Here is a 21,476-nt window from a genome sequence, read left to right as displayed (position 1 = left end):
GGAGAGCGTTAGCGCGTAGCTTCGATGGCCTGCACGAGGTCGGCCACGACGTCGGCGGGATCCTCCAGGCCCACTGACACGCGCAGCAGGCTGGCGTGCGGCTTGGCATCGGCGGCAACCGGCCGGTGGGTCAGTCCGGCCGGATGCTGGATCAGTGTGTCGATGCCGCCCAGCGAAACCGCATGGGTGATCATTCCGACCGCACCCGGAATCCGTTCGGCATGCTCAGCGCTGTCCACCTCGAAGGCCATCAGCGAGCCGGGGCCGGCCATTTGCGTCCCGATCAGGCCCTGCGGATCGCACTCGGGCAGCCCCGGATAGAAGACGCGCCGGACCAGACCGTGTCCGGCCAGGGCAACGGCGACCTTCTGGGCGCTGGCCTGCTGGGCGCGCACGCGGACCGGCAGCGTGGCCAGCCCGCGGTGGAGCAGGTAGGCCGGCCACGGGGTGAGGATGCCGCCGGTGACGGCGCGGATCTGGCGCAGCCTCGTGGTCCATTCGGGTGCGGCGGCCACTACGCCGCCCATGGCGTCGCCGTGGCCGCCGAGGAACTTGGTGGCGCTGTGCAGCACCATGGCGGCACCGTGCCGGAACGGCTGCTGGAGGACCGGGCTCGCGAAGGTGTTGTCGACCAGCAGCGGGACTCCGTCCGCGGCGGCGGCCACGCGGGCGATATCGACGAGCTCCAGGCTCGGGTTGGCCGGCGTTTCGAGGATCACCAGGCCGGTGTCGGGCCGGAGCGCGGCGTGGACGCCCTCCGGGGTGGTGAAGGTGACAGCGTTGCCGAGCACGCCGGAGGCAAGGAGGTAGTCGCTTCCGCCGTACAGCGGCCGCACCGCCACCACATGCTTCTTCCCGGTGGCGACGACGGCGAGCAGCACCGCGGTGAGTGCCGCCATCCCCGTGGCGAACGCGACGGCCTCCGGCGCGTCTTCGAGGACGGCGACGCCTTCCTCGAACCGTGCCACGGTGGGATTCCAGAGCCGCTGGTAGACGGTGCTCTGGCCATCCTGGTGCGTGCCGCCCGTGGCCATGTGCTCATAGGCGAGTCCGCCGTCGTGCACCGAGGGAAGCGGCGCGGTGGTGGAAAGATCGATCGGCACCGCGTGCACGCCCAGTTCAGTGAGGCCGTTCCGGCCGGCGTGGACCGCCAGCGAGTCTTGAGAAAGCACGTTGCTCCTTATGAATATTCGCCATTGAATTCCGCAAGTATCTGGCAATAATTCGGAGTTTTGTAGAGACCGTGAATGGAAGTGTTGGAATGTGCCCTTTATGATGAACGGACAACACTTCAAGGAGGATCCGTGAGTAGCAGTGCGAAGAATCTTCGGCCGGGAGCGGGTGCCGGCGAGCCGCTGGACGCTATCGACGAGCGCCTGCTCGCGGCACTCGTCGCCGACGCCCGCATCTCCAACAAGCAACTGGCCGAGCTAGTCGGCATCGCGCCGTCCACCGCCCTAATGCGCACCCGCGCCCTCTCAGACCGCGGGATTATCCAGGGCTTCGAGGCGAAGCTGAGCCTGTCCGCGATCGGCCGCTCCGTGCAGGCCCTCATTGCCGTCAGGCTCCGCGCCCACGACCGCGAGCAGATCGACCGCTTCACGTCCCGGGTGCCCAAACTTCCGGCCGTGCTCTCCACCTTCCACACGTCCGGTTCGGTGGACTACCTGCTGCACATCGCGGTCGCCACCACCGAGGACCTCCGCGACTGGGTGCTGGATAATCTGGCCACCGATCCCGTGGTGGGCCACACGGAAACCACGCTCGTGTTCGACCACATCCAGGGCAACCAGGGCCCGCTGCCCGACTAGGACGTTCGGGCGGCCGGGCGCAGCGCCGCCCGCAGCGTGATGACCGCGAGGATCACGGCCGCGATCGCACAGACAACAACGAAGCCGGCTACCGCTGCCTGCAGGCCGACAACGCCGGCGGCGAGGCCCAGCCCGATGACGGGGAGAGCGCTGCCGAGGTACGTGATGACGTAGACGGTGCTGATGATCTGGGCGTGACGCGCGGCCTCCACTTTCCCGGCCACATCGTTGAAGACCGTCCGGAATGCCACTCCCTGCCCGAAGCCGGCGGTGATGCTCGCGAGGATCAGCAGCCAGGGGCTGCTCCAGGCGGCAGCCGCCGCGATCAGCAGCACCGACCCGGCCAGCATGCCGAGTCCGGTCGGCACCACAAACCGCCCCCGCACGGCGAGCAGCTGGCTGAGCGCGGAGGACCCGAGGGTCAGTCCCGCCAGCAGGCCGATCAGCGGCCGCGAATCGGCGTGGACGATCTGGGCGAAATAGCCCGGTGCCAGGGAGAGGCAGAAGCCGAACACGGTGAAGCTGAGGAACCCCACGGAGGACGCCAGCCAGAAGGCGCCGCGCGCCTCACTGGACACCGACGGCCGGCGGGGCGCCAGCACCCGCAGCGGCTGCGGACCCGTATGCGAGGTGATGGCCGGCCGGGCCTTGAGCAGGGACAGCGGAACCAGCAGCGCAGCGAGGACCATGGAATGCACGAAATACGGTGTGGAGGTGGGACCGGGCAGCAGCGAGAGCACTCCCCCGATGGCGGGCCCGGCCGCCACGCCGCCGGCGGACGCCAGCAGGGTGAATCTGGAGGCCCATCCGGGGCGGCTGGGCAGCAGCTCCCGCAGGGCCGCCGAACTGGCACCGGTTGCGAGCGCCACCGCAATACCCTGCAGGGCCCGGCCGGCGCACAGCGCGAGCAGGTTGTCGGCCGTGGCGAAGACGGAGCCGCCGGCGAGGCCGACGAGCACCGCGAGCACCAGGGCGGCACGGCGGCCGATGTGGTCGGACCAGTGGCCGGCCAGGATCAGGGTGGCCACGAGTGCCAGGACGTAAGCGGAGAAGGCCACGGTGACATCGAGTGCAGTGATCCCGAGCTTGGCCTGCAGCAGCGGGTACAGCGGGGTGGCGAGATTCGCCCCGACCAGCAGCGTGAAGATCACGACGCCGGCCATCACCAGCCGCGCCGTCGTGGAAGCGTCCCAGGCCCAGCGGTCTGCCGTGGCCGGGCGCATGCGAAGTTCGCTGAAGACCGTCATGTCCGTGCCCTTGCGTGAAAGCGGGCCGCGTGTTCCCTGTGATGGGGGAACCGCCAGCCCGTGAAGATTTTGATACCTAAAGAATGCAACATTGCTGACCCTTCGGACTGATTTACGTGCCAAGATTGATCAAAACAGTCAATCCAGCCCCGCCAGAATGAACCGGAGTGATGATTTGAACAGCCTGGACCCCACCGACCTGAAGATTCTGCTGGAACTGATCCGTGATCCGCGGATCCAGATCGGGGAACTCAGCGACACCCTGGGCATCGCCCGCAACACGGCGCAGTCCCGCGTGCGGCGCATGCAGCGCTCCGGTTTGCTGCACGACGGCGGCCGCGAAATCGATCTTGAGGCGGTGGGCTACGACGTCGTCGCCTTCGTCACGATCGAGGTCAACCACCGGGAACTCGACGGCGTGGTTGGCGCCCTGCGCCTGATCGCGCAGGTCCTGGAAGTCCACGAGATCTCCGGGCGCGGCGACGTATGGTGCCGCGTGGTGGCCACCGACACGCACAACCTGCAGGCCGCCCTGCGCTCCATCCTCCGGATCAAGGGGGTCATCCGGACCGAGACGGTCCTTGCCCTGCACACGCACATCCAGTACCGCACCGAACCGCTGATCAGCCGGCTCGCCCAAGGCAGCTCGCCGGCCCCCGCCCGGTCAAAGTGACGTGCCGGGCACGCCGTACGCCGTGGCCCGCCGTGCCCGCGCGGCCACGTCCGCAGAAGCCGGGATAATGGCCCGGTGACTATCATCGATAACGCCGTCTACGTTGACGGCGTCCGCAGCGCCGAGCCGCAGAGCCTCGAGCAGACCTTTGAGACCCTGAACGAGCACGGCGGGATGGCGTGGATCGGCCTCTACCGGCCGACGGAAGTCGAAATGGCGGCCGTCGCGGCGGAGTTTGGGCTGCACAGGCTCGCCGTGGAGGATGCGATCTCGGCCCACCAGCGCCCCAAACTCGAACGCTATGACGACAACCTCTTTACCGTGCTGCGGCCCGCGCGGTATCTGGACGAGACCGAAACCGTGGAATTCGGCGAACTCCACGTGTTCACCGGCAAGAACTTCGTGGTCACCGTCAGGCACGCCGAGACCGGCGGGGTGGCCCAGGTGCGGCGGAAGCTGGAGCGGCGCCCCGACCTCCTGTGCCACGGCCCGGAAGCTGTCCTCTACGCACTGATGGACCAGGTGGTGGATGACTACGTGCCCGTCGTGGCGGGGCTGGAGAACGACATCGACGAGATCGAGGACCAGCTGTTCAGCGGCGACTCCACCGTCTCCCGGCGGATCTACGAACTGGCCCGCGAGGTCATCCAGTTCCAGCGCGCCATCCACCCGCTCCCGGCCATGATGGAGGCCCTGCGGCGCGGCTTCGAAAAGTACCAGGTCAATTCCGAGCTCCAGCACAACCTCCGCGACGTCGAGGACCATGTGGAGCGGCTGGTCTCCCGCGCCGATTCTTTCCGGGACCTCCTGCAGAACGCCCTCACGCTCGACGGCACGCTGACAGCCAACCGCCAGAACGAGGCCAGCGCGGAGCAGAACGAGCAGGTGAAGAAGATCTCGTCCTGGGCTGCGATCTTCTTCGCACCCTCCTTTGTTGCGGGCGTCTATGGCATGAACTTTGAGCGGATGCCCGAACTGCAGTGGAGCTTCGGCTACCCGATGGCGATCGGGCTGATGGCCGGCACAGCCGCCCTGATGTACGGCATTTTCAAGAGGAAGGGCTGGCTCTAGCTGCATTACCCACGGACGTTCCGGCGCCGGGGACTGTCAGCGGCGCCGCCGTGCCTGCTCGACCAGCCGCTTGAAGGCCAGGACAAAGGCCGCCTCGATCAGCACCATGAGCCCCAGCAGCGGCCACTGGCTTTGGCCGATGAAGACGGCTGCCCCGATCACCACCAGGACAGTCCCCAGTGTCAGGGCGTAGACGGCGAAGCCGATGGCCACCTTCGCACTGCGCACTCCCGTGCGGAAACCGAAGCCCAGGGGTTCGCCCCCGGGGTAGCCCTTCACGCGGTCCGGTGCCCCGGGCGTGAGCCTGTCGAACTCATCCCACGGGTCGCGGTCCTGGTCCTGTTCGGTCATGCTCCTATTATCCCGCGGGGACGCCGGTGTGAGATGTTCCGGCAAGAGCGCCGTCACATTCTCCGCACCCGGCGCGTCAGGTAAGTAGCGGCCCGGCACATCCGGGCGCCGCCGCTACCGCCCCGCACCGCCCAACAAGGAGGAGATCCCGATGAAATTCGGAAAAGTCATTCTGTACGTCGCCGACGTCGAAGCGTCCCTGGCCTTCTACCAGCAGGCCTTTGGCCTCAAGACCCGCTTCATCCCGGAGGCCGGCTACGGCGAAGTCCACGCCGGCGACACCACCATCTCGGTGGCGTCCTTCAGCGCCGGCCAGGGGCACTTACCCGAGGGATACCGCTGCACCCCGCCGCCGCCGTCGGACGTCAGTGTGGAGATCGCCCTGGTCAGCGACGCGGTCGACGACGACTTTGCCCGGGCCGTCGACGCCGGCGCCACGCCGCTTCAGCAGCCGGCGGCGCAGCCCTGGGGCCAGACGGTGTCCTACCTGCGCACCCCCGACGGGACCGTCATCGACTTAAGTTCACCGCCAGCCTGGGGCTGAACCCCTACGCGGCGCGGACGTCGATTTCGCCGGCGGCCGCGCCGTCGGCTCCGAACACGAGGTGGCGGTTGGCGATTTTTTCGCTGAAGAACCGGTCGTGGCTGACCACCACGACGGCCCCGGGGAAATGCACCAGGGCGCGCTCCATGACCTGGGTGCTGGACATGTCCAGGTGGTTGGTCGGCTCGTCGAGCAGCAGCACCGAGGCGCCGGACAGCAGGCACTGCGCCATGGCGACGCGCGCCTTTTGCCCGCCGGAGAGGTTCCCGATCTTCTGCTTGAGGTCCGCCTCGGAGAACTGGAACATCGCGAGGAACCGGTTGACTGACTTCTTCGTGGCGCTGAACGCCAGGCTGTCCGGCAGCGCGTTGACCGCGTGGGACACGGTGTCGGCGTCGTCGAGGTCCTCGAGCATCTGGTTGTAGGAGACGAACCCTGGCCCCTTGGCCCAGGCCACCTCGCCGGAGTCTGCCTGCTCTTCGCCGGTCAGCACCTTCAGGAGCGTGGATTTGCCGCTGCCGTTGGAACCGAGGACCACGATCCGGTTGCCGCGGCGGATCTCGAAGCTCAGATCCTCGAACAGCAGCTTTTCGCCGTAGGACTTGCCGAGTCCCTCCACGCGGCAGAGGACGTCCTTGACGTGCAGGCCGCCGTAGATCTCCGTGACGATCTGGTCCACGGGGCGGGGCGTGCGGGACTTCTTGATCTTGGCCAGCTGGTTCCCCAGCCCGCGGCTGGCCGCTTTGGCTGCCTCGCGGCGGTCGGCGATCCCTTCGGCTTCAAAGGCCAGCAGCTCGGATTCGTGCACAAACTGCTGCTCCAGGGTCTTGAGCCGGAACTGTTTCTGCACGACGTATTCACCGAAGTTGCCCGGGTATTCGTGCAGGTGGAAGTTCTCCACCTCGATGATCCGGGTGACGACGGCGTCGAGGAACTTCCGGTCGTGGGAGACGATAATCGCGGCGCCCTTGAAGTCCCGGAACCAGCTTTCGAGCCATTCGACGCCGGCAACGTCCAGGAAGTTGGTGGGCTCGTCCAGCAGGAGCACGTCGGGGCCTTCGAGGAGGATCTTGGCCAGGGCTGCCCGGTTGCGCCAGCCGCCGGACAGCTCGTCGATCGCACAGGTGCGGTGCGCCTCATCGAAGCCCAGGGTCGTCAGGACGGTGTCGATGCGCCGCGGGTAGTCCCAGCCGTCGAGTCGTTCCATGTCCTCGAACAGTTCTGCCTGACGGCTGATGTGCCGGTCGAGTTCCGCGTCCGAGGGACCGGCCGCGATGGCAGCGTCGATGGCGGCCAACTCGGTTTCGACTGCCTTGATGTCCGAAAACAGGGCGTCGAGCACCTCCAGAATCGTGGCTTCGCCGTCGAGTTCGGAGAACTGGGAGAAGTACCCCACCTTGGTGCCCGGTTCCAGCGTGACGGTGCCGGTGTCCGGTGTGACCTGGTCCAGGACCAGCTTGAGGATGGTGGTCTTGCCGGAGCCGTTCTTGCCGATCAGGCCCACCCGGTCACCGGGCTCCAGCCGGAAGAAGGCCTCCCGGAGAATCTGGGTGTTATCGAAGCGCACGCTGACGTCTTGCAGCCGGATCAGGCTCATGGGTATTTCTCTCTCGATTTAGGGTCGGGAAGGCAGTGGCGCGCGGCGGAGGCCGGCACTAACGGGATACGAGCCGCCACAGGGACGTGACTTCGGCCGCCCGGGCGGCGTACAGCGGATCGTTGCGATCGGAGGCTTTGGGGTGGGTTGGCTTGGTGTCGAACCGTTCCACCACTTTCAGTCCGGCCGCCTCAATGGCGCCCAGCAGATCGGTCCGGGACCGCAGGCCCAGGTGCTCGGCCAGGTCCGACAGGACGAGCCAGCCCTCGCCGCCGGGTTCGAGGTGGTCGGAGAGCTCGTTCAGGAACCGGAAAAGCATCCTGCTGCCGGGGTCATAGACGGCATTGTCCAGGGAGGAATGCGGCGTGGCAGGAATCCAGGGCGGGTTGCACACGATGAGCGGCGCACGGCCGGGCGGGAACATGTCGGTCAGGACGGCCTCCGCACGGTCCTGGACCCCCAGGTTCTGGAAGTTCTCGCTGGCGCAGGCAATCGCGCGGGGCTCGTTGTCCGTCGCCACCACGCGTTGGACGCCGCGGCGGGCGAGAACGGCGGCCAGCACCCCGGTGCCGGTCCCTACGTCGAACGCCAGCTCTTCAGACGGCAGCGGAGCTGCGGCCACCAGGTCCACATATTCGCTGCGGGTCGGGAAGAACGTGCCGTAGTGCGGATGGATGCGGCCCTGCAGGGCTTCGACCCAGACGCCGTTCCTGCGCCACTCGTGGGCACCGATTGCCCCGACAAGCTCATGGAGCGACACCACGGAGGGTTCGGCGATGTCCCCGTACGCCTCCGCGGCGGCCGCCCGGATGTCCGGAGCGCGCCGCAGGGGCACCACCGGGCCCGGGTCCAGCGGAATCAGCAGCAGGCCGAGGACGCGTGCGCGGTGCGAGCGGGACTGGCGGTGCCGGTAGAACTCATCGGCCGGGGAGTCCGCCACCTTTTTCTTCCCGGCACCCAGACGCCGGTCGAGGGCGTTGAGAATCTGCCGGGCGTTGTGGAAGTCACCCTGCCAGAGCATCGCGATGCCTTGGGACGCCATCCGGTTCGCATCATCGGCTGTCAGGGAGTCGGTGACCACTTCGATGCGCGAGGGCGCGGGCCGTCCGTTCGCCGACCGCCAGCGGGCCGTCCTGCTGTCGCCAGCCTCGGTCCACGTCACGACGACGGGCCCGTCGACGGCGGGTGCCTGCGGTGGCTTGCCGGTCGGCGTCGGGGTTTGACGGGGGCTGCCCGGCACGGCGGTGACGATAAGAGGTCCAATCCCAGAATCCGGGGGCGGAAGCTGAAGGTTGCGGGGGGGATTCGGCGATGCACTGGTGATCGGGTCGAGAGTTTCGCGGACAATCATCCGGCCCCGAAGCGCGCGTTAGGTTGGCGGGTGGTGACACCCGGCGTGCCTTCTCAGGATACAGGCGGGCGCCGGCAGCCATCCGCCCAGGCTGGGAGGTATGGTGCCGGGCCGACTGTCACTGCGCGATGCGGCTGCGCACGATCTCGCTGACGGCTTTGCCGTCAAAGCGTCCGGCGATCTTGGCGGTCACCGGTTTCATCACCGCGCCCAGCTGGCGCATGGTCAGTTCGGTGCCGTCGGCCGTGAGGTCACCGATGACGTCGTCGACGATGGCCTCCACCTCGGCCGCGGTCAGCGCCTTCGGCAGGTAGGCCTCAATGATTTCGGCTTCGGCAATCTCGGCCGCGGCCCGCTCGGACTCCCCCGCCTCGGTGTAGATGCGGGCGGTGTCGCGGCGCTTGGCGGCTTCTTTTTGCAGCAGCGACGTCACTTGGGCGTCGTCCAGCACGATCGGGGTTTTGCCGGACTTCTCGCGGGTTTCGATTTCGCCCAGGACGTTGCGCACGGTGGTGAGCGCGATCTTGTTGCGGTCCTTCATGTGGCTGACGACGTCAGCGTGCAGGCGTTCTTTCAGGGTGGTCATGATTCTCCTCGTCTCACTGGACAGGATATCGGGCCGCGCGGCCGGCGAGACCCGCCGGCGGCCGCACGCCCCGGGGCCGGCCACGAGGGCCCGGAGGCACCGGGCCCTCGCAATACCTTGCTACTTGAGCGTAAGGACCGGGTTGACCGGTGCCTTCAGCGAATCGAGCTGCACACCCGCGGTCCGCTTTTGGACTGGAAGGATGGATGCCGCCCAGTCGGAGCCGGTGCAGGTCACCGAGACCTTCGGGACGATTGTGCACTTCACACCCCAGGAGTTGACCACCTTGGTGACGTTGGGGTCCTTCCAGGAGATCGACCAGCTGGACGCCGCACGGACGCCGGTGGCTTCCATGCTGGCCACGTAGCCGCCGTTCCACGCACTGGTGGCATTCCAGGTCGCGCTGATTGCCGGGCCACCAGAGGGTGTCGTCGGCGTTGCGGAGGGAGATGCCGTGGGTGCCGGGCTCGCCGTCGGCGTCGCGGTGGATGACGGGCTCGCCGTCGGCGTCGCTGTGGGTGACCGGCTCGCCGTCGGCGTCGCGGTGGGTGACGGTGTTGGTGTCGGAACGGGCGCGGTGACGAGCGGGGCGCCGGTCAGGATCGGGGCAAGGGCGGCGAGTTTCGCGGATTCCGGGGTACGCCAGTCGGTCTTGACGAGCCCGCCGGTGATGCCGGAGTTGGGATTGAAGGACCAGTACGCGTAGGACATCTTGTTGCTGGCCAGGTAGGAGACGATCGCCGTCATCCACTGCTTGTCCGACTCGGTGGCCAGGGCCGACCCGAATTCCCCGAGCAGGATCGGAGCGATTCCCTGCTTCTGGAGGTAGCCCCAGTTCTTGTCCCAGACGGCCGGCAGGTTGGCCGGGTAGGCCGGGTCGCTGAACCACTTCTGCGGAAAGAGCGACGCCGGGTAGTCGTGCGGCGAGTACACAACCCGGTTCGGCGTACTGAGGACGACCGGCTTCGCACCGACATCGGAGAGTCCGCCGCCCCACCAGGTCGAGGTCCCGTCACCCTGGGTTTCGATGCCTTCGACGATGATCAGCAGGTTCGGGTTGGATGCGAGGACGGCGTTGCCGCCGCGGGTTGCCGCTGCCTTCCAGTCCGTGGCGGCCGTGCCGCGGCCCCAGGTCGCCGCGCCGTAGGGCTCGTTGTGCAGATCGGCGCCGATGACGGTCGGGTCGTTCTGGTACCGGCCGGCGAGCATCTTCCAGTCCGAAATCCACGTCGATTCCGGGACGGCGGAGGTGTACCACAGAGGTGACTGGTCGGCGCTCATCGGGCGGTGGCGGTCCAGGATGATCTGCAGTCCGTTGGCCTTGGCGCGGGCAATAGCCGTGTCCATGACGTCAAGCGGGCGTTTCCCCTCGAGGTTGTAGGCCCGGTTCGCCCAGTAGTTCACGCTGCCCTTGATGGCGGTCGCGGCCAGGCACTCGTTGGAGTACGGCAGGCGGACGGTGTTGAACCCCATCGACTTGATGTTGGCCAGGGCCTCGTCGATCGTGAGAGTCCCCCACAGTCCGTGCGGGACGCAGTCCGGCGTCTCAAGTCCGAACCAAGACGTGGCTTTGATGATGTACGGGTTGTTGTTCGAGTCCCTGATGGTGCCGCCGTCGGTGTGCAGCCAGCCGGTTGCGGCCGGTACGGTCTCCGCAACACGTTCGGCGGCGAACGGGGCCGGTCCGGCGCAGCCGCCGACGGCGAGCAATCCGGCGAGGACGGCGGATGCCACGGCAGCCAGCTTCGTGCCGCGTCGCCAGCGGGCGGGCGCTGCGTCGATGCGTGCAGAGTTGATGGGCGCAGTGTTGATGAGGTGGCTGGTCTTCAAACTTCCTCCGTATCCGGGACATGCCGCCCATGCCTCGTCATATGGAGGGGCGCGGATCTCACCATGGCACAGGATCAGGAGGGCGGGAGGGAGGCCACCGCACTTCGCGGCGGAGTGGCCAGATTGTTACGGTGTGAGGTGGCGCCCGAAGCAGCTGGCGGAAGGTAACGCAAGCCGATGCGGGGAGACCCGTCAGGAATTGTGGAGCTAAGGAGATTCGAACTCCTGACCTCTTCGATGCGAACGAAGCGCTCTACCAACTGAGCTATAGCCCCGAAGCAACGCCGTTCCCGCAGGTACGGCGTTGCCGGTGTCCCTAGGCTACAAACTATCCGCGTTCTTTGCCAACCAGCCGCTGAATGTCTCACCGGCGTGGCGTTGCTCCGGGACCAGATTCAGCCCCGCGCGCAGGTAGCTGCCCATGGCACCGGGCAACGGGAACTGCACCAGGCGTCCGCGGGAGCCGTTGACGGCCTTCCACTGCCGGGCAAATTCGTCCATGCCTTGGATCTCGGGGCCGCCGATGGTTCGGACGCTGTGCCGCACGCCCGCCGACGGTTCCAGCGCGGCCCCAAGCAGGGCGGCGGCGACGTCGGAAGGGGCGATTGGCTGGAACCGGGCACCTTTGGCCACGGGAATGATCCGCAGTTTCGAGCCGGCACCGAACATCGTCGCCAGCAGTGAATGGAACTGCGTCGCCCGGAGCGCGACGGTCTCCATGCCGGACCGCTCGAAAACCTGTTCCTTGGCCGCCTTCGAGGCGTAGTAGCCGAAGCTGCTCCGGTCACAGTTGATGATCGATAGCATCACGGCCCTGCCAACCCCTGCGTCCTGGGCCGCGGCGAGAAGGCGCGCTCCGCCGTCGGCGAAGCCTTTCAGGGCCTTCCCGGAGCGCCCTTCCAGGCAGTCGATCACGACGTCGGCCCCGGCCAGTGCCGCCGCCAGGCCCTCGCCAGTAGTGATGTCGGCAGAAAAGTATTCCGCGCCGGCCAGCCGGGCAGGGGAACCGGGGGGAGGTGGATTCCGGCAGATGGCCGCCACGTCGTGCCCGCCGGTGATAGCCCGCCGCACCACTTCGCTGCCCACCTGGCCGGTTCCGCCGGCAACGCAAATTCGAGTCATGCCCTGAGGCTACCGGGCCTCACGTGATACCGGCCTTATTGGACCTCCGCCGGAGCCCGAAAGTCCGGGACACAACAAAGCCCCGGGCAGCCATTGCTGGCTGCCCGGGGCTCGAAGTAGCGGGTCAGGCCCGGCGTCGCTGCAGGACATCATCCAGGTTGCTCAGGGCGCTCTGCGCCTTGCCCAGGGGTTTCGATTCGGATTCCGTACCGTGGTTGCCAGCCGGGGACTGCGGAAGGCCCTGCTTCAGCGAAGGCTTACCCACGGCCTTTGGGGCCTCCGGCAGATCGAGCGGCTCGGGGGCGGCCCGTTCGGCTTTCGGCGCCTCCACATATGTGGGCTTCGGGACTTCCACCGGCTCCCAGCTAGACCCTTCGCCGGCCGGCGACTCCGCCGTACGGCGAACCGACGTGTCACCCGAGGCCACGGCTTCCGCCAGAGCCGCCTGGCGGAGTTCCTGTGCGGTCAGCGGCTTCGGTGCAGGTTTGCGTTCTGCGGCGTCGGCCTGGGCGTCGAAGAGCGGGCTCTCAGCCCGTTCACTGGGCTCCCCTGCCCGTTCCCCGAGCGGCGCCCGCTCCGGGGCCGACCGGGACGGGCGTGCCGGCGCGGACATGGCCGACCGAAACGCGGCGTTCATCTTACGACGGCGGTCCCGGACCGCGAGCCAGCGGAGCATAAAGACGGAGGCCACGGCACCGAGCAGCGCCGCGACGGGAAGCCACAGCGGACCGAGCCCGAAAATTCGCAGGACAGCGGAGACCAGCCCGGTGAGCAGCGCGAGCAGGCCTGCCAGCGCGAGGGTCAACCGGCCGTAGCGGATCTTGAATGCCGGACCGGGGGCAGCAGGCTCGCGGCCGCCGTCGAACCCTGCGGTTCCCGGGCCGGACACGGTGTGCTGGGTACTGGTCATGGGATTCTCCTGCTGGGCCGCCATCTTCATGACGTGCCCGGCTTGCGGGGCTGTTTCTAGATCGATGACGTCCGCTCCGAACTCGCCCGCGGGCTGCAGCTGGTGGCGTCCGTTCCGGAGCATGTAGGGAGCAACCCACACAATCCAGAGCGCAACAGCAATGACAAGGATCACAGAGCTGCTAAGAGGGAAGTCCACATCAAAACCGTATGAGCAATGGGCGGTACTGGGCGGCATTGTCCCCGGTGTGTCGCAGGACAACTGCCAATTGAGTGGATTTAAGGCGTAAGGGCTGGTCAGGCGGGCTCTGGCCGCTCACGCGGGACGGCTCTGCAGCCAGCGTGCCAGCAGCCCCCCGGGGACTTCTTCGGAGGTCAGCGCGAAGCTGCGGTGGTCCGCCCATTCACCGTTGATATGCAGGTACCGCGGCCGGTAACCCTCGTCGCGAAAGCCGAGTTTCTCGACCACGCGCAGGCTGGGTCCGTTTTCGGGACGGATGTTGATCTCCATCCGGTGCAGCCCGAGCGTCCGGAAGCAGTAGTCCGTTGCCAATGCCACAGCGGTCGGGGCAATGCCCTGGCCCGCCCGGTCCTTGTCGACCCAATATCCGAGCGTGGCCATCATTGCCGAGCCCCACACGATGGAGGACACCGTCAGCTGGCCAACGATCACGGGTTCGCGGAAGCCCGGGGTCCACGCCGTGATCAGGAACGGCAGAGCCGTTGCCTGGGCGGCCTGGGCCTTGAGGGAACGAACCATCTGGCGGTAGTCGGGCAGACCACCCCCGGGAACGGGGTTGGACGCTTCCCAGGGGGCCAGCCACTCGCTGTTGCGGGAGCGGACCTCGGTCCATTCCTTGCGGTCCCGGTACCGGATGGGGCGCAACACGAGGTCGCCGCACTCAAGGGTCGCCGGCCAGGCGAAGCTGCCCCCCACGGGAGTTATTTGGTCAGGCTGGGCGCGAGGCTGGCGGCGAACTCGGGCAGCCATTCCCGCAGGCCGGGGCCGAGGTCGTCGCTGTCGCAGGCGAGCTGCACGCAGGCCTTGAGGTAGCTGAGCTTGTCGCCGGTGTCGTAGCGGCGGCCGCGGAAGACGACGCCGTACACGCCGTAGCCTTCGCCGTCGCCAGCCGCGAGCTCCTGGAGTGCGTCCGTCAGCTGGATTTCGCCGCCACGGCCGGGCTCGGTGCGTTCCAGAACCTCGAACACTGCCGGGTGGAGGACGTAGCGGCCGATCACCGCGAGGTTGGACGGGGCGTCGTCGACGTCGGGCTTCTCCACGAGCTGGTTGATGCGGACATACTCTTCACCCGCTATCGCCTGGATGTCGGCGCAGCCATAGGCGCTGATCTGGGACGGATCCACCTCGATCAGGGCAACAACCGAGCCGCCGGTCTTGGCCTGAACTTCGATCATGGTGCTGAGCAGTTCGTCGCGGGCGTCGATCAGGTCATCGCCCAGAAGGACGGCGAAGGGTTCGTAACCTACGTGCTGCTTGGCGCGGAGGACGGCGTGGCCCAGGCCCATCGGATCGCCCTGGCGCACGTAGTGGATGTCACCCAGGTTGCTGGCGGCCTGGATGGACGCGAGCTTGGCGGTGTCGCCTTTGTCCTCGAGGGTGGCTTCCAGCGCGGGGACACGGTCGAAGTGGTCCTCCAGCGCGCGCTTGTTGCGTCCGGTGATCATCAGGATGTCGTTCAGGCCGACGTTGACGGCTTCCTCGACGACGTACTGGATGGCCGGTTTGTCCACGACGGGCAGCATTTCCTTCGGCATGGCCTTCGTGGCCGGGAGGAACCTGGTGCCGAGGCCGGCTGCGGGAATGACGGCCTTGCGGACCGGAGCGTTGAGTGTAGTCACTCGACTAATCTAACGGAGGGACCAAACATTGCGTAATCATTCGAGCCGCCGGAGAACCTCCTCTCCCGGCTGCATCACGCGGAGGGACGGGGCGTCATGGCGTCAAAAGAAGAGATCCGGGCCGGCCACCGGGCCAGGCGCGCCGCGCTGACGAACGCCGGCCTGTCGAATGCCGGGACGGACATCGCCCGGCACGGCCTTGCATGGGCTTCCGGCCTGACCGGCGGCCGCCCGGGCACCTTTGCCGCCTATCTGGGCGTGGGTTCCGAGCCGCCGACGCTTCCCCTGCTGACGGCGTTGCATGAGGCAGGGCACAGGCTCCTGCTCCCGGTCTGCGAACCCGGCCTGGAGCTGAGCTGGGTGTACTGGACGCCGGCCTCCGAATCGGTCCGAAGCCGCTATGCGCCGATCCAGGAGCCCGCGGGAGAACGCCACGGCACAACGGTCATGCTGCACGCGCACGGCATCGTCCTGCCTGCCACCGCCGTCGATTTTTCCGGGAACCGGATCGGTCAAGGCGGCGGGTACTACGACAAGTTCCTGGCGGCGCTGACGGCCCTCCTGCCGTCCCGGGCCGGGGCGTCCGACGGCGGGTTGTTGCCGCCCCTGCCGACAGCCGCGGTCGTCTTCGACAGCGAGGTGCTTCCGGCCGGCAGCATCCCGGCAGAGTCCTTCGACCGGAAGGTGGCCGCCGCCCTGACCCCGGGCGGCCTGCTCCCGCTGCAGCCATAGCGCATGAGGGGCCGCGCGGCCGGGGTGATAGAATTAGCACTCAGGCCCTGCGACTGCTAAGTCACGGATTCCGCCGGAGACATCCCGGCAGCAATCCGGACCGGACAGCACGGGACCTGCTCGTTTGTCCCAGAGTGAGGATTTCCAGTGCCCACGTATGCATACGCCTGCAAGGACTGCAGCCACGCCTTCGAGATCGTGCAGTCGTTCACCGACAGCTCCCTCACGTCCTGCCCCGAGTGCCAGGGCACGCTCCGCAAGAAGTTCAACAGCGTGGGCGTCGTCTTCAAGGGCTCCGGTTTCTACCGGACCGACTCACGCGACACCAAGGGCAGCACGGTTTCCCCGGCTCCTGCCCCGGCTGCAACTCCGGCGCCCGCCGCGGCTTCCGCAAGCTAGGTACTGCCCGCACGGTTGCGGGTCCGCAGCGGATTGCCGCCTGACCGCGGAATGTCTTGGCCGTTTCTCCACATAGCCCAAACTGCGCCCGCCCGGCGTTCCCGCCGATGCGTAGGGTCGCACCATGGCCACCGTTGCGCGTTCCGTCCCGGCCGCCGGCAACTTCCCGGCGGAAATCCTTCGTGCCCTGCTTCGCGGTGCCTTGCGCCCCTCGCTTCCCGCGTTCGGCGCCCGTTCCGTTGGGCGCAGTTCCGGCGGCCGGAACTCGGGGAGTCCGCCGCGGGCACGGAAACCCGCCGGCCGGCCCTTCCGCCGTCTGGTCCGCTGGCTGGAGCGCAACCGGCGGCTGACTGTGGCACTGCTGCTGTGCATCGCGGCGGGCATCACCGTGCAGCAGCTCACGCCGGCCCCGGCCTTCACGGTCTCCGCCTTCGCCGCTGCCAGGGACCTGCCGTCCGGGGAGGTACTCGGCCCGGAAGACCTGACCCTGCTGAGCGTCCCGCGGGACCTCGTGCCGGCGGGCAGCTTTGGCGGCAACGATTCACCGCACGGCAAGCAGCTTGCCGTGGCGCTCCGGAAGGGCCAGCTGCTGTCCGATTCGCAACTTCTTGGGCCCGGCCTGCTGGCGGGAAGCCCTCCGGGAACGGCCGCCGTACCGCTCCGGATGGCCGATCCCGCATCAATCCAGCTGCTCTCCCCCGGACAACTCGTTAATGTGGTCATGACAACCGGCGGCACCTTTGACCAGACGGCTGCGTCCCAGGTGCTGGCTGCGGCAGTGCCGGTGCTGTGGACCTCCGGGCACGGCAACGAGGCGGGCCAGTGGCTGGCCGCCGGGGAAACGGAGGGCCTCATGGTCGTCGCTGCCGATGCCGATGAGGCACGCCGTCTCGCCGGCGCTTCCACGCAGGGGAAGCTGTTCTTTGTCCTGGTGGGGGCCGTACCGGGCTAGCCGGGCAGAGCGGCCGCAGCCCGTCCGCAACTCCGCCGGGGCCGCTGCCCGAGGTTCGTCCCGGGTCGGTCCCTTAGCCCCAGTGCGGAGGCTTTTGCTCCTGCAGCCAGGAGTCGTGGTCGTAACCGCCCGGCTCGTCGCCCCAGCGCCGCGGATCGTCTTCGGCGGCTCTGTTCGGCAGCACGCCGGCAGGGACGGTTGCCGGCGCGGCCGGCTGCGAAAGGTTGTCCCGGCCGCGGTCCCGGGTTTCCTCGCTGGTCTGGATCTCGCCGTCGTTCCGGGATTCGCCGCTGTTTCGGGTATCGCCGTCTGCAGTCATGCCGCCGGCCTCCTTACTGCCCTGATCTGTTCTGTAATATTGCGCGCCGTCCGGCCACCCGGACGGCGGCCGCTCCTCCGCGGCCTGCGCTTCGTTCACGGCCAGGTTCTCGACGTCGTCGTCAAAGAATCCCGGCGAGGCCTGCTTCCGGTGCGTTACGGCCGGTTTCTCCAGGCCAAGGTACCCGCCGATGCGGTCGGCGCAGGCCGAAGGATCGGTGAAGACCTCTATGGTCCATAGTGGCATGTAACGCCAGCCAAGTCGCTCCAGGAGCTGCGGGCGCAGCCTGCTGCGTTCGCGGACGGTCAGCCTGCGGTACTGCTCGGTGCCGTCGGACTCAATGGCCACGGGCCAGGGAATTTCGGCGTCGTCCTGTCCGAGGGTGCTCAGCGGGTCGGCTGCGGCCACCATGTTCAGGGCGCCGTCGTACTGGTGCCAGACCCGGGCGCCCCGGGCGCGGAGCCGGTCGCCGAGGTCAGCCACAAGGGGATCTGCCCCCAGGGCCTGTTCGCTGGCGGCGGCGCGCGACGCCGGGCTGCCAAGATCGGAGTTGCCGGCGATTTCCCGGTCCAGGAGTTCGTAGAAGTCCACTGCTCCGTGGCTCAGCCGGGTCACGTCCAGGTCCTCGGGACGGAAGCAGCTCAGCACGTGCAGGGACCGGCGCGCCCGTGTCATGGCGAGGGCGAACCTGGCCCGTCCGCCGTCCGCGGACAGCGGACCGAGGCTGTGCAATGCGCGCCCGTGCGGGGTGCGGCCATAGCCCGGTGAAAAGATCACGTGATCGCGGACCAGGCCCTGGGCGCGTTCCAGGTCCACCACCCGGAAGGATTCCTCCCCGGCCGTGAAGAAGCCGGCCAGCAGCGGATGGTTGGGCAGCTGAAGCCGGATGGACTCGCCGATCCGGGCAGCGTGCCGGAGGCTGCCGGTGACAACGGCCAGCGAAGTCCGAGGCCGCAGGCGGGCGTGTTCGAAAACAAGTTCCACCGCACGGTTCACCTCGGCCACGACGGATTCGACGCCGTCGTGGTCCGCGCTGGGCAGTCCGGTGCCGTCCGGCAGGTACTCGACGGTCAGGGCGCGGTCCAGGCCGGTGGCGGACTGGCCCTCCGGCAACCGGCGCAGCCCGCTGTCGTAGAAGCCCTTGCTCAGTTGCCGCACGAGGTCTTCGTCAACGGCACGGTAGACGTTCCGCAGGTTCCAGACGGGCAAGACGGCGGCCAGCGCCTTGTAGGCGCTCTCGACACCCTGGTGGGAGCTTTCGCCGGCGGCGAGCCGCTCCACACTGACGGTGAAGGTGCGCGGGCTGGCGATCCGGTCGTCACCAAAGGCAATGACCTGTTGGGCGCGGGCGAGGGCCGGCAGGACAGCCTGCAGCGACGTCGCCTCGGCATCAAGGATGACGACGGCGTCGAACCGCTGTGTCGCCGGCAGTACCGCGGTCAGGAGGTAGGGGCTGACCGACCACACGGGGACCAGCATGGGCAGCAGTTCCGGGGCCTGCCCGGTCAAGGCCGACAGTGTGACCCTGCCGTCCTTGAGCAGGCTGCGGAGCAGCTCCGCCTGGCGCGGGTGCTCAGCGATGGCGGCCCGCCAGCGTTCTGCAAGCTTCCAGCGCAGTCGGGCCGCGCCGCTGGCGATGTGGGCGTTGTCCGCGAGACGGTACTCGGCTTCCAGCTGGCGGAGGGCGTCGCCGTCGGACATAGCCAGGTAGTCATCCCCGCTGATCATGGCTTCCAGCGCGGACTGCCACCAGGCGAGCTCGAGCTCCGCGGCCACGGATCCGGCCGGAACTTCGCGTTCGGCAAGGTCGGCGAGAAGTTCGCCGAGGCCATGCTCGCGCATGTTCTCCACCAGGAGCGTCCGCTCCGGCAGGGTCTCCAGCGTCCCGGTGTCGGCCACCAGCCGCTCCAGGCGCTCTATGAGTTGCTCATAGGGCGTGTTGTGCAGCTCGCCGCCCGCCGCTGTGTGCCTCACGGCCTGGCCCATTTCGGCCAGTTCTGCTTCGAGTTCGCGGTACAGGCCGATGATCTCCGCCAGGCCGGAGGGGACCGCCGGATGGCGCTGCGTCGTGGCGTAGCCGGACCACGCGGCCCGCTGTTCCTGGACGAGGACGAGGGAGCTGTGCAGGTCGGCGATGTGGACGCCCGGGCGGACATACTCCTTAGCGACCCGCCGCAGGCGGGAGCGCTGCATGGATGGCATCTCGATGTTCCGTTCGCGGCGCCAGGAGGAGGCTGCGGTGGCGGAGATGAGGTCGTGGACCGGACGGTCGAAGATATCCGGGGTGAACTTGTCGAGGCTTTCGCGCACCGCCACGAGGAGCTCAACCTGGTCGCCCCATTCGGCGAACGTGCTGCCAAGTCGGATCTCGGCATGGTCGGCGACGCCGTTCATGAGTTCCCGCAGCTCAGGAAGCTTCCGCGCCACGGAGCGGGCCACCTGCTGGGCTTCCTGGGTTTCCTTGCGGGTCAGGAGGCGGGCGCCGTGCCAGGGGCTCGTCGTCGATGCCCGGCTGAAGCTTCCCAGCTCGGCCGCCCGGTGCAGCCGCCCGGCCAGTTCCTCCCGGTCCCGGATGCTGTCCAGCACGCTGCGCTTGAGCCGGACGGTGGTGGCCGGTGCGGGCTGGATCGAGGTCAGCGCGGCCAGCGACTGCATGGCCTCGTACGGTGAGCAGCCCCATCGCTGGCGGACGTTGTGCAGTGAAGCGACGTGGTCACGCAGGGCGTGGCGGTGCTCGATCAGGGTGGTGTGCAGATTGCGAAGCTGGGGCTCGAGGGACTTCTCGTTGCGCACGATCGCCCGGACGAGCTGGCCCTTGAGCTGCAGCGGCGTTGCGTTGCCGGCGAGCTGGAACAGGGCGGAATCCAGCCCCAGGGTGTCCAGCTCGGCGGAGATCTCGCCCAGGCTGGCACGCCGGTCCCCCACCACCAGGACGGTCTTGCCCTGGTCGACGAGGGCCCCGATGGTATTGATGGCCGTCTGGGTCTGGCCGGTGCCGGGCGGGCTGCTGACCACGAGCGAGTCCCCGGCGCGGACGGCGTCGACGACGTACTGCTGGTCCGTGTCGGCGTCGAGCAGGAGCAGTTCATCGGCCGGGTCGCGCTCGTCGGTGGTGGGGAAGCGCCCGGTCTTGAGCTCAGGAACTTCCACCGCTCCGCCGGCGGCAGCGCGGCCCAGCGCCGACACGAGGGGATGGTTCCCGTTGATCCACGGGTCGTCGAGGCTTCCGGACAGGTCGGCGAAGGTGGAGACCAGAAGGTTGTGTTCGACGTCGGCGCCGTGGATCGGCTGGATGAGGGTGCCAAGGCGGTCGAGGACAGGCTGCGGATCAAACCGGGCGGTGCTGTAGGCCATGCGGGTGACGGCGTTGACGTCGAAGACGATCCCGTGGATGGTTTTCAGGTGCCGGATCAGCGCAGGGTTGATCTTGGCCTGTTCGGTCAGCTGCAGTTCGTAGTCATCCTCGCCCGGCCGGACCGTCAGGGAGATGGCGGCCAGCATAACGGGGGCTGAAACGCGCTGGGGTTTGCCTCCGACGGCGGAGGTCCAGACGACAGTGCCCGCGGAGAAGTACCCCGCGTCGATGCCGCGGTCGTTGGCGAGTTCGAAAATCTTGGAGCGCAGGTTGCGGGAGGCCCGCGCGGCGACGACGTACTGCTGGTGGTCACGGATCAGGGTGGAGAGCCGGGTGCGCCGGCCGGCCATCAGCTGCGCCAGGCCGGAGGGATGGGCGTGGGTCAGGTCGATGGAGCCTTCAGGCGTCTTGGTGAAGCGCAGCATGGTGTCCGCTCCGGTGACGGGTTTGAGCCCCGACAGCCATTTCCTGAGCTCCTCGGAGCCCTCGGGGTGGCCTTGACCAACTGACACTGCTGCCTTCTTTTCTGTGCTCGCGTTTACTCTGCTCACGTTTTCCGTGCTCGCGCGGGACGTCCTGGACCATACCGGCATGCTTTCGAGGGTAGCCCGAATCCGGCGCTGGCGAGGCTCCGCAACACTGGTGGGACGCAAATTCGGGCCGAATTTGCCGGAACGCCATCCTCCGCCCGCAGCGGCCGCACGAATCCGTGCCGGGAGGCGCCCGGACGGGAAATGCCAGGACGTGAAGTGCCCAAACGTGAAATG

General features: G+C 67.9%; 19 protein-coding genes and 1 tRNA gene. 7 read left to right on the top strand and 13 right to left on the bottom strand.

What is annotated here, in order from left to right; genetic code table 11:
* Positions 1 to 8 precede the first annotated feature (8 nt).
* A complete protein-coding gene (locus tag AC1DC5_RS02300) occupies positions 9 to 1,172 on the bottom strand; it encodes a trans-sulfuration enzyme family protein (protein ID WP_476864032.1) in 1,164 nt (387 codons plus the stop codon).
* Positions 1,173 to 1,304: 132 nt separating this feature from the next.
* Between AC1DC5_RS02300 and AC1DC5_RS02295 the strand changes: the two genes are divergently transcribed.
* On the top strand, positions 1,305 to 1,811 hold the full coding sequence (locus AC1DC5_RS02295; protein ID WP_056425512.1) for an Lrp/AsnC family transcriptional regulator: 507 nt from the start codon (positions 1,305 to 1,307) through the stop codon (positions 1,809 to 1,811).
* Here AC1DC5_RS02295 and AC1DC5_RS02290 read toward each other — a convergent pair.
* Positions 1,808 to 3,058 (bottom strand): MFS transporter, encoded by a 1,251-nt coding sequence (locus AC1DC5_RS02290; protein WP_476864031.1) that lies wholly within the window; start codon positions 3,056 to 3,058, stop codon positions 1,808 to 1,810. The two genes, AC1DC5_RS02295 and AC1DC5_RS02290, sit on opposite strands and share 4 nt — an antisense overlap.
* A gap of 157 nt (positions 3,059 to 3,215) precedes the next feature.
* Here AC1DC5_RS02290 and AC1DC5_RS02285 point away from each other — a divergent pair, with 157 nt between their 5' ends.
* Positions 3,216 to 3,731 carry an Lrp/AsnC family transcriptional regulator gene (locus AC1DC5_RS02285; protein WP_476864030.1) on the top strand — a complete coding sequence of 172 codons (516 nt, stop codon included), beginning with the start codon at positions 3,216 to 3,218 and terminating at the stop codon, positions 3,729 to 3,731.
* A gap of 75 nt (positions 3,732 to 3,806) precedes the next feature.
* Entirely contained in the window at positions 3,807 to 4,802 is a 996-nt protein-coding gene (gene corA, locus AC1DC5_RS02280) for a magnesium/cobalt transporter CorA (RefSeq protein ID WP_476864029.1), read from the top strand.
* A gap of 36 nt (positions 4,803 to 4,838) precedes the next feature.
* On the opposite strand, the gene AC1DC5_RS02275 is transcribed toward corA, so the two are convergent.
* A complete protein-coding gene (locus tag AC1DC5_RS02275; protein ID WP_476864028.1) occupies positions 4,839 to 5,153 on the bottom strand; it encodes a hypothetical protein in 315 nt (104 codons plus the stop codon).
* A 151-nt stretch (positions 5,154 to 5,304) separates the two neighbouring features.
* Between AC1DC5_RS02275 and AC1DC5_RS02270 the strand changes: the two genes are divergently transcribed.
* The gene (locus AC1DC5_RS02270) at positions 5,305 to 5,697 is read left to right on the top strand and encodes a VOC family protein (RefSeq protein WP_441404428.1); all 393 of its coding nucleotides are present in this window, start codon (positions 5,305 to 5,307) and stop codon (positions 5,695 to 5,697) included.
* A 4-nt stretch (positions 5,698 to 5,701) separates the two neighbouring features.
* Here the strand turns inward: AC1DC5_RS02270 and AC1DC5_RS02265 are convergent, their stop codons facing one another.
* The 9 genes from AC1DC5_RS02265 to galU form a co-directional block, all read right to left on the bottom strand.
* A complete protein-coding gene (locus AC1DC5_RS02265) occupies positions 5,702 to 7,294 on the bottom strand; it encodes an ABC-F family ATP-binding cassette domain-containing protein (protein ID WP_441404427.1) in 1,593 nt (530 codons plus the stop codon).
* Positions 7,295 to 7,352: 58 nt separating this feature from the next.
* On the bottom strand, positions 7,353 to 8,456 hold the full coding sequence (locus tag AC1DC5_RS02260; protein WP_441404511.1) for a methyltransferase: 1,104 nt from the start codon (positions 8,454 to 8,456) through the stop codon (positions 7,353 to 7,355).
* A gap of 307 nt (positions 8,457 to 8,763) precedes the next feature.
* Positions 8,764 to 9,231 (bottom strand): GatB/YqeY domain-containing protein, encoded by a 468-nt coding sequence (locus tag AC1DC5_RS02255; protein WP_441404426.1) that lies wholly within the window; start codon positions 9,229 to 9,231, stop codon positions 8,764 to 8,766.
* Positions 9,232 to 9,351: 120 nt separating this feature from the next.
* Positions 9,352 to 11,061, bottom strand: coding sequence for a cellulase family glycosylhydrolase (locus tag AC1DC5_RS02250; protein WP_476864027.1), 1,710 nt, complete (start codon positions 11,059 to 11,061; stop codon positions 9,352 to 9,354).
* 202 nt (positions 11,062 to 11,263) lie between these two features.
* Positions 11,264 to 11,336 (bottom strand) — tRNA-Ala (locus AC1DC5_RS02245).
* Positions 11,337 to 11,382: 46 nt separating this feature from the next.
* Positions 11,383 to 12,183: an SDR family oxidoreductase gene (locus tag AC1DC5_RS02240; RefSeq protein WP_476864026.1), complete on the bottom strand. Its 801-nt coding sequence runs from the start codon at positions 12,181 to 12,183 to the stop codon at positions 11,383 to 11,385.
* Positions 12,184 to 12,307: 124 nt separating this feature from the next.
* On the bottom strand, positions 12,308 to 13,291 hold the full coding sequence (locus tag AC1DC5_RS02235; RefSeq protein ID WP_476864025.1) for a hypothetical protein: 984 nt from the start codon (positions 13,289 to 13,291) through the stop codon (positions 12,308 to 12,310).
* Positions 13,292 to 13,408: 117 nt separating this feature from the next.
* Positions 13,409 to 14,029: a GNAT family N-acetyltransferase gene (locus AC1DC5_RS02230; RefSeq protein WP_441404422.1), complete on the bottom strand. Its 621-nt coding sequence runs from the start codon at positions 14,027 to 14,029 to the stop codon at positions 13,409 to 13,411.
* 5 nt (positions 14,030 to 14,034) lie between these two features.
* Complete coding sequence (galU, locus tag AC1DC5_RS02225) at positions 14,035 to 14,952, bottom strand: UTP--glucose-1-phosphate uridylyltransferase GalU (RefSeq protein ID WP_441404421.1); 918 nt, start codon at positions 14,950 to 14,952, stop codon at positions 14,035 to 14,037.
* A gap of 96 nt (positions 14,953 to 15,048) precedes the next feature.
* On the opposite strand from galU, the gene AC1DC5_RS02220 reads away from it, so the two are divergent.
* From AC1DC5_RS02220 to AC1DC5_RS02210, 3 genes are all read left to right on the top strand, one after another.
* Positions 15,049 to 15,684, top strand: coding sequence for a 5-formyltetrahydrofolate cyclo-ligase (locus AC1DC5_RS02220; protein WP_441404420.1), 636 nt, complete (start codon positions 15,049 to 15,051; stop codon positions 15,682 to 15,684).
* A gap of 147 nt (positions 15,685 to 15,831) precedes the next feature.
* The gene (locus tag AC1DC5_RS02215; protein ID WP_441404419.1) at positions 15,832 to 16,083 is read left to right on the top strand and encodes an FmdB family zinc ribbon protein; all 252 of its coding nucleotides are present in this window, start codon (positions 15,832 to 15,834) and stop codon (positions 16,081 to 16,083) included.
* A gap of 124 nt (positions 16,084 to 16,207) precedes the next feature.
* Positions 16,208 to 17,035 (top strand): RcpC/CpaB family pilus assembly protein, encoded by an 828-nt coding sequence (locus AC1DC5_RS02210; RefSeq protein ID WP_441404418.1) that lies wholly within the window; start codon positions 16,208 to 16,210, stop codon positions 17,033 to 17,035.
* Between the two features lie 73 nt (positions 17,036 to 17,108).
* On the opposite strand, the gene AC1DC5_RS02205 is transcribed toward AC1DC5_RS02210, so the two are convergent.
* Positions 17,109 to 21,221: an AAA family ATPase gene (locus tag AC1DC5_RS02205; RefSeq protein WP_441404417.1), complete on the bottom strand. Its 4,113-nt coding sequence runs from the start codon at positions 21,219 to 21,221 to the stop codon at positions 17,109 to 17,111.
* Positions 21,222 to 21,476: the final 255 nt, after the last annotated feature.

The sequence above is a fragment of the Arthrobacter sp. 10L424 genome, from assembly GCF_056395325.1.
This window is presented reverse-complemented; position numbering and strand designations above follow the sequence as displayed.

Coding starts and splice junctions, on each gene's coding strand:
- AC1DC5_RS02285 (WP_476864030.1), top strand. CDS start 3,216: ATGAACCGGAGTGATGATTTGAACAGCCTGGACCCCACCGACCTGAAG.
- AC1DC5_RS02265 (WP_441404427.1), bottom strand. CDS start 7,294: ATGAGCCTGATCCGGCTGCAAGACGTCAGCGTGCGCTTCGATAACACC.
- AC1DC5_RS02290 (WP_476864031.1), bottom strand. CDS start 3,058: ATGACGGTCTTCAGCGAACTTCGCATGCGCCCGGCCACGGCAGACCGC.
- AC1DC5_RS02240 (WP_476864026.1), bottom strand. CDS start 12,183: ATGACTCGAATTTGCGTTGCCGGCGGAACCGGCCAGGTGGGCAGCGAA.
- AC1DC5_RS02255 (WP_441404426.1), bottom strand. CDS start 9,231: ATGACCACCCTGAAAGAACGCCTGCACGCTGACGTCGTCAGCCACATG.
- AC1DC5_RS02275 (WP_476864028.1), bottom strand. CDS start 5,153: ATGACCGAACAGGACCAGGACCGCGACCCGTGGGATGAGTTCGACAGG.
- AC1DC5_RS02270 (WP_441404428.1), top strand. CDS start 5,305: ATGAAATTCGGAAAAGTCATTCTGTACGTCGCCGACGTCGAAGCGTCC.
- AC1DC5_RS02210 (WP_441404418.1), top strand. CDS start 16,208: ATGGCCACCGTTGCGCGTTCCGTCCCGGCCGCCGGCAACTTCCCGGCG.
- AC1DC5_RS02220 (WP_441404420.1), top strand. CDS start 15,049: ATGGCGTCAAAAGAAGAGATCCGGGCCGGCCACCGGGCCAGGCGCGCC.